Origin of the sequence: Spirabiliibacterium mucosae, assembly GCF_014884965.1 — a bacterium.
Classification (GTDB): domain Bacteria; phylum Pseudomonadota; class Gammaproteobacteria; order Enterobacterales; family Pasteurellaceae; genus Spirabiliibacterium; species Spirabiliibacterium mucosae.
The window spans coordinates 37694-44410 of the sequence record NZ_JABTBO010000020.1 but is presented as its reverse complement, the minus strand read 5'-3'; the positions used below and the strand labels follow the sequence as shown (position 1 = coordinate 44410).

The following is a 6717-nucleotide window of genomic DNA, read 5'->3' as shown; positions in this document are numbered from 1 at the left end:
CGGCTCATTCGGGATCAAACCCTCACTCGCCTAGCACTTTAGGCACACGCTCAGCATCTTATTCCGGGGGCGGATCGCATCATTAAGTTTTGTTTTTTGAAAAGGTAAAGTGCGGTCACCGCACTTTTAAAAAGCTTTTAACCGCACTTTGTGTTTTAACCCTCGTGAACGGCTGTGGTGTTTTTGGGCCCCATAGAGCCGCTAGTGCGGAGCGCAGTGGTTATCAGTGAGAATTTTTCGTGTCCGAAGCCCGCGCAGCGGGCAAGTTAAAAATTCGAACGGTTAAATAACCACGTAGCGCAGCACGACCAGCGGCGAACCTGGAGTGCGTTGGGTTTGGAGGTGCTTGCGCAAACAAGCCCCTAAGCCGCCGAAGGCGGAACTGCGATAGTCATGACGGAGTTATGAACAAGCGCGCCGAGCGCCAGCTCAGAACGAAGAAAAACGATAGAGATGACGGCGTCATGAAAGAAAACAAAGAAAAAACCCCAAAGTGCGGTTAGCGTGCCTGATAGTCACAAATCAACGCCAAAAAGGCCGCGCCGAAGCGCGCTAATTTCCGCTCACCGACTCCATTAATCTCCAACATCGCCGCCTGACTGGTCGGCTTAAACTGCGCCATCTCCTGCAACGTTGCGTCATTAAACACAATATACGGCGGAATCGACTCCTTCTCCGCCAATTGCTTACGTAAAAACCGCAGCCGCTCAAATAAATGTTTGTCGTAGTTCTTCACCCGCTGCGATTGCACCTTACGCATCACCGACTGCGTCGTGCGCGGCGTGGCCAGCGAGAGGGCACTCTCCCCCCGCAGCACAGGGCGCGCCGCTTCGGTTAAGCGCAGCGCACTGTGATGCGTGATATTTTGCTCAATCAACCCGAGATGAATCAGCTGGCGAATCACATTAATCCAATATTCTTGCGATTGATCACGCCCTAGGCCATACACCGCGAGCTTATCGTGGCCGTTGTCTTTAATCCGCTGATTATTCAGCCCGCGCAACACCGCCACCACATAATGAATCGCAAACACCTGACCGGTGCGATAAATCACCGACAGCACCTTTTGTGCATCTAGCAGCCCATCGTAGTGGGTTGGGGGCGAGAGGCAAATGTCGCAGTTGTTGCACGGCGTTTGCCGGCTTTCGCCAAAATAGTTGAGCAGCACCAGCCGCCGGCAAGTTTGCGCCTCAGCAAAGGCGCCGATGGCTTGCAGCTTGTGTTGCTCAATTTCACGCAGCGGGCCTTCGGGCTTTTCCAGCAGGATTTTATTAAGCCAGGCGTAATCGGCCGGGTCATAGAGCAGCACGGCCTGTGCTGGCAGGTCATCGCGCCCAGCGCGGCCGGTTTCTTGATAATACGCCTCAATGCTGCGCGGCAGGTCAAAGTGCAGCACAAAGCGCACGTTGGATTTATTGATGCCCATGCCAAAAGCGACGGTGGCGACCACCACTTGAATATTGTCGTGTTGAAAATCGCGTTGGGTGGCCTCGCGCTGCTGCTGGCTTAAGCCGGCGTGATAGGGCGCGGCGTTGATGCCACGGCGCTTGAGGCTGTCACAGAGTTTTTCGGTTTTGGCGCGCGAGTTGCAATAGACAATACCGCACTTGCCCTTTTGCGAGAGCACAAACTGGCACATTTGCTCCACGCCTTTGTATTTTTCCATCAAGGTGTAGCGGATATTGGCGCGGTCAAAGCTGCCGATGTATTCATACGGGTCTTCAAGTTTAAGCAGCTGGAGAATATCCTCGCGCGTGGTGCGATCGGCGGTGGCGGTCAGCGCCATCATCGGCACGGTGGGAAAGCTGCGTTTTAGCCCGCCGAGCAGGCTGTATTCAGGGCGGAAATCGTGCCCCCATTGGGAGATGCAGTGCGCCTCATCAATGGCGATAAAGCTCAGCTTGCACTGGCTGACGAAATGATAAAAGCTGCTGGTCATCACCTTTTCAGGCGAGATGTAAAGCAGTTTTAAGCTGCCGTTTATCGCGCGCGATTGCACTTGTTGTTGCTCATCGCTGCTTTGGCTGGAGTTGAGAAAGGCGGCCGCCACACCGTTGCTGGTGAGTTGATCCACTTGGTCTTTCATCAACGAAATCAGTGGCGAAATCACCAGTGTCAGCCCGTCAAAACACAGCGCGGGCACTTGGTAACATAATGATTTGCCGGAGCCGGTGGCCATCACCAGCAGGCTGTCGCGCCCTTGCAGGGCGGCTTCAATGGCGTGTTGTTGGCCGTGGCGGAAGCTTTGGTAGCCAAACACTTGGCGCAACACGGCCAGTGCGGCCGCTTGACCGCACTTTGCATCACCGTCGGGCAAATCAGAACACGTCATTTAACGAAATGCCAAGCCCTACGCGGTGAATGCGGCGGTTGTAGTCAATCAGTGACTCGCCATAGCCCCCGTAATACTGCACATAAAACCGCACTTGCTTGGTGATTGGGTAGCTATAATTGGCCAAAATGCCGCCTTTGGCACTTTTGAAGTTATAGTGGCCGGTGAGCTTGACTTGGTGCTCGTTGTATTTGTAGCCGACAGTCAAATCAGAGTGGCCGCGATAGGCGGTGATGTCTGGGTTGTCGTCGTCTTCGGCTTTTTCAGGGATGCGCCACCACGGTTTAAATTCCACCATCCAGTTGTCTTTGCGCGCAGACACGCGGGCATAGAGGCGGTTCCAGCTGCGCGAGCGTTCAAATTGGTCGCTGCGGCCGTTGGATTCATGGTTGAAGCCCGTTTCAATGTCGTTGAGCGTCCAGCCCCATGGCAGAGCGTATTTGGTTGACCAGGCTAAAAAGAGCTGTGGTTCGTAGTTGGTTTCACGAAACGGCGAGGATTCAATCGTGTTGCTCAGTTGAAACCACGAGCGTTGGGTGTAGCTGGCACCGAGCAGCGAGTTTTCGCCCAAAATGCCGCGCCAAATCGGCAAGCCAAGGCTGATTTGGAATTTGATTTCGTCATGCTTTTTCTCTTTGCCGTCTTGCATGTCGAAATTGCCGTTGCTGAAGGTTTCCATAATGTAGTTTTGCTCACACGGCGCGAGCGAGAAGAAGTTGTCTTTGCTTTTGCGCAGCATCAGCTCGGTTTTCGAGTGATAGACTGGCGACTCGCTGGTGGCCAAATCAGCCGCCATGGCTGACAGCGGCAAAAGTGCGGTTAGGATAATCAGTTTACGCATAACTCTCTCATTTAAAACGCACCTGCTCGCCATAGGCGGCCAATGCATCGGTTAGTAATTGGAAAAATTCTTGATTGTCGGCGGTGAGCCATTGCCCTGAATGGAACTTGAAGTGATACCCGCCGAGTTTGCTTGCCAGCCACAGCTCAAGCAGCGGCTCTTGTTTGTTGATCACAATCTGTTGCCCGTCGGCAAAGGTGATGGAAAACACCGAGCCTAAAATATCGCAATCGACATCAATTTCTTGCTCGTCAAGGGCGGTTTCAATTTCAGCCCAGGTTTGCTCAACTTGCTGATGGTATTGTGTTACATTCATGATTTGCTCTCCACGCATAATGGCTCTAAATTATAGCATTTTACAACTTTCCAACAATAGTGATAGCACATTGTCGATATTAATGGTTAAAATAGCCAAAATCATTCAACAAGGACAGATTATGAAAACTGCAATTTTGACCGCACTTGCGGCTTTTTGCCTGTGTAGCCTCGCCAGTTGTGGCGTGAAAGGCCCGCTTTATTTCCCCGCTGACGACCAAAAAGCTGAGCAAAGCACCACGCAAGCACTAAATTAAGGATTGGCATGGATTTATTTCAATACCACGATAATCAACTCTACGCTGAAAAGCTCGCCATTAGCGCGCTGGCGAGCGAGTTTGGCACGCCGCTGTACGTCTATTCCAAGGCCACGCTGGTGCGCCATTTCCGCGCCTTTGATGATGCCTTTGGCACACACCCGCACCTGATTTGTTATGCCGTGAAGGCCAACTCCAACATCGCGATTTTAAACCAGCTGGCCAACATGGGCGCGGGGTTTGATATTGTCTCGCTTGGCGAACTTGAGCGCGTGCTGGCCGCCGGTGGCGAGCCGCACAAAGTGGTGTTTTCAGGTGTGGCAAAAACTGCCGAGCAAATCGCGCGCGCACTGGATCTTGGCATTCGCTGCTTTAATGTGGAATCCTTGCCCGAGCTTGAGCTGATCAACACCGTGGCAGGCGAGATGGGCAAAATCGCGCCGATTTCTTTGCGCGTCAACCCTGATGTGGACGCCAAAACCCACCCGTATATTTCAACCGGTTTGAAAGAAATAAATTCGGCATTAGCGTCAAGCAAGCGCGCAGCGCCTACCGGCACGCGCGCACGCTGCCCAACGTGAAAATTGTCGGGCTCGATTGCCATATCGGCTCGCAAATCACTGAATTGCAGCCATTTTTAGACGCTACCGACCGCTTGTTGGTGCTGATGCAAGCGCTCAAAGAAGACGGCATCACCATCGAGCACCTTGACCTTGGCGGCGGCTTGGGCGTGCCTTATAACGGCGAAACGCCCCCGCAACCGAGCGAATACACCAAAGCGCTGCTGGCAAAGCTCAAGGATTACCCTGAGCTTGAAATCATCCTTGAGCCTGGGCGGGCGATTGTTGCCAATGCCGGCGTGCTGGTGACCAAAGTAGAATTTATCAAAAGCAATGAGCAGCGCCATTTTGCGATTGTGGACGCGGGTATGAATGACATGATTCGCCCTTCGCTGTATCAAGCCTATATGCAAATCATCGAGGCCGACCGCACTTTAGATCGCCAAAGTGCGGTTTATGACGTGGTGGGGCCGATTTGTGAAACAGGTGATTTTTTGGGCAAAGACCGCACCTTGGCCATTGCCGCAGGCGATTTGCTGGTGCAGCGCTCGGCCGGTGCCTATGGCGCGTGCATGGCGTCAAACTACAACACCCGCCCGCGCGCGGCGGAAGTGCTGGTAGACGGCAATAAAGCGCACTTGATCCGCCGGCGTGAAACGTTGCCTGAGCTGTGGGCGCATGAGCAGCTGGTGCGTGAATAAATGCAGTTTCACCGCTCTTTAACCAAACGCCTGGCCTTGTATGTGCTCTCGATCATGCTGCTCTCGGGGCTGGCTACGGGTGTGACCACCTTGATTATGGTGGGCAATCAATCCGATGCGGAGATGATTAACGTCTCCGGCTCCCTGCGGATGCAAAGCTACCGCCTGCTGCATGATATGGACTACCAGCCACAGGCGGTTGAAACGGGCGTGGCGCTTTATCGTGAGACGTTGCGCTCGCCCACATTGGTGCGGCTTAATCACATTTATGTGCCCGATGAGGTGCAAATGGCGTACCGCACTTTGCTCTCGCGCTGGCAGGTGATGGAGCGTTTTATTCTCGCTGGCGACAAAGCGGGCTATCGTGAGCAGTTGGGCGATTATGTCAACCAAGTTGACCATTTTGTTAGCGTGTTGCAGACATTTTCCGAGCGCCAGCTGATGGTGGCGATTTATTCCAACATTTGCGCACTGCTGCTGATGGCCGCCTTGGGCTTGTTGCTGCTCGGTTATAGCCGCAAAAAAGTGGTCGAGCCCTTAGGGCGGCTGGTGACCGCCAGCCAACAGGTGCAAAACGGCCAATTTGAACACCTCCAGCTTGATGTCGACAGCGACAACGAGCTCGGCGTGCTCTCGCGCGGGTTCACGCAAATGGCCAAAGAGCTGAAAAAACTCTACGACTGCCTTGAGCATCAAGTCAATGAAAAAACCCACAGTTTAACGCAAATCAACCGCACGTTGTCGATGCTCTATTTCGCCTCCCAGCGCTTAAGCACCAGTGAGGTCAACCGCGAGGGGCTGCATATTATCCTCGCCTCGCTGCGGCAAAACGAATCCCTGCAAGCGCTGCGGCTGCAACTTAACGGCAATGAGATGTGGAGCATGGACGTGGGCGAGGTGAGCGAGTCCAAACCGTGGCACACCACACGCATCACCATTGGGGATAAAAATCTCGGCCAGCTCCATTGGCAGCGCGGGCAGGGGTACCCTGATTTGCGCACGATTGAAAACATCGCGCAAATGCTCGGCCGCGCGCTGCATTCGGCGCAATTGGCCAAGCAGCAGCAGCAACTTTTGCTGATGCAAGAGCGCTCCATCATCGCGCGGGAATTGCACGACTCATTGGCGCAAGTGCTGGCGTTTTTGCAAATTCAGCTAACGCTGCTCAAACGCGCGATTGAGCGAGAAATGGGCGACAATGCGCCAAAAAGCCTGCAAATTGTCAGCCAGTTTGAAACCGCGCTGTCTGATGGCTACACCCAGCTGCGCGAGCTGCTGGCCACCTTCCGCCTCACCGTGAACGAATCCAACCTTGCGCTGGCACTGCAAGAGGTGATTGACAGCCTGCAGCCTAACAGTGACGCCAAAATCACGCTGGAGTGCGCATTGCCGTCGCAAATTCTTGGTGCTCAGCAGCAAATTCACCTGCTGCAAATTGTGCGCGAGGCGGTGCTCAACAGCATTAAACACGCCAATGCCAGCGTGATTGAAGTGATTGCGCGCGCCAATGATGACGGTGAAAACGAAGTGATTGTGCAAGACGACGGTGTGGGTATTGCCTCACTCAACGAACCGAGCGGCCACTACGGGCTGAATATCATGAGCGAGCGCGCGCAAGAGCTCAATGCCACATTGAGCATCACAGCGCGCCCACAAGGGGGCACAAAAGTGCGGTTGTGCCTGTCGAATTGCCTGGCCTAACCGCACTTTG

5 protein-coding genes and 1 pseudogene are annotated in these 6717 nt (G+C 53.9%); 3 read left to right on the top strand and 3 right to left on the bottom strand.

Translation table 11 applies throughout. From position 1 onward, the window contains the following. Positions 1-499: 499 nt before the first annotated feature. Genes recQ through cyaY form a run of 3 tightly spaced genes read right to left on the bottom strand, consistent with a single transcriptional unit; the run spans position 500 to position 3489 of the window. Positions 500-2332: a DNA helicase RecQ gene (recQ, locus tag HPC37_RS08275; RefSeq protein ID WP_208122683.1), complete on the bottom strand. Its 1833-nt coding sequence runs from the start codon at positions 2330-2332 to the stop codon at positions 500-502. Further along, the gene (pldA, locus tag HPC37_RS08270; protein ID WP_208122682.1) at positions 2319-3173 is read right to left on the bottom strand and encodes a phospholipase A; all 855 of its coding nucleotides are present in this window, start codon (positions 3171-3173) and stop codon (positions 2319-2321) included. Before pldA ends, recQ begins: the two co-directional genes overlap by 14 nt. Before the next feature lie 7 nt (positions 3174-3180). Next, positions 3181-3489 (bottom strand): iron donor protein CyaY, encoded by a 309-nt coding sequence (cyaY, locus tag HPC37_RS08265; protein WP_208122685.1) that lies wholly within the window; start codon positions 3487-3489, stop codon positions 3181-3183. A gap of 121 nt (positions 3490-3610) precedes the next feature. On the opposite strand from cyaY, the gene lptM reads away from it, so the two are divergent. The 3 genes and pseudogenes from lptM (at position 3611) to narQ (ending at position 6707) form a co-directional block, all read left to right on the top strand. Further along, the gene (lptM, locus tag HPC37_RS08260; RefSeq protein WP_208122681.1) at positions 3611-3745 is read left to right on the top strand and encodes an LPS translocon maturation chaperone LptM; all 135 of its coding nucleotides are present in this window, start codon (positions 3611-3613) and stop codon (positions 3743-3745) included. Between the two features lie 8 nt (positions 3746-3753). Further along, a pseudogene (gene lysA / locus HPC37_RS08255) lies at positions 3754-5006 on the top strand (diaminopimelate decarboxylase). Further along, positions 5007-6707, top strand: a complete 1701-nt coding sequence (gene narQ / locus HPC37_RS08250) for a nitrate/nitrite two-component system sensor histidine kinase NarQ (protein ID WP_208122680.1) — start codon at positions 5007-5009, stop codon at positions 6705-6707. Positions 6708-6717: the final 10 nt, after the last annotated feature.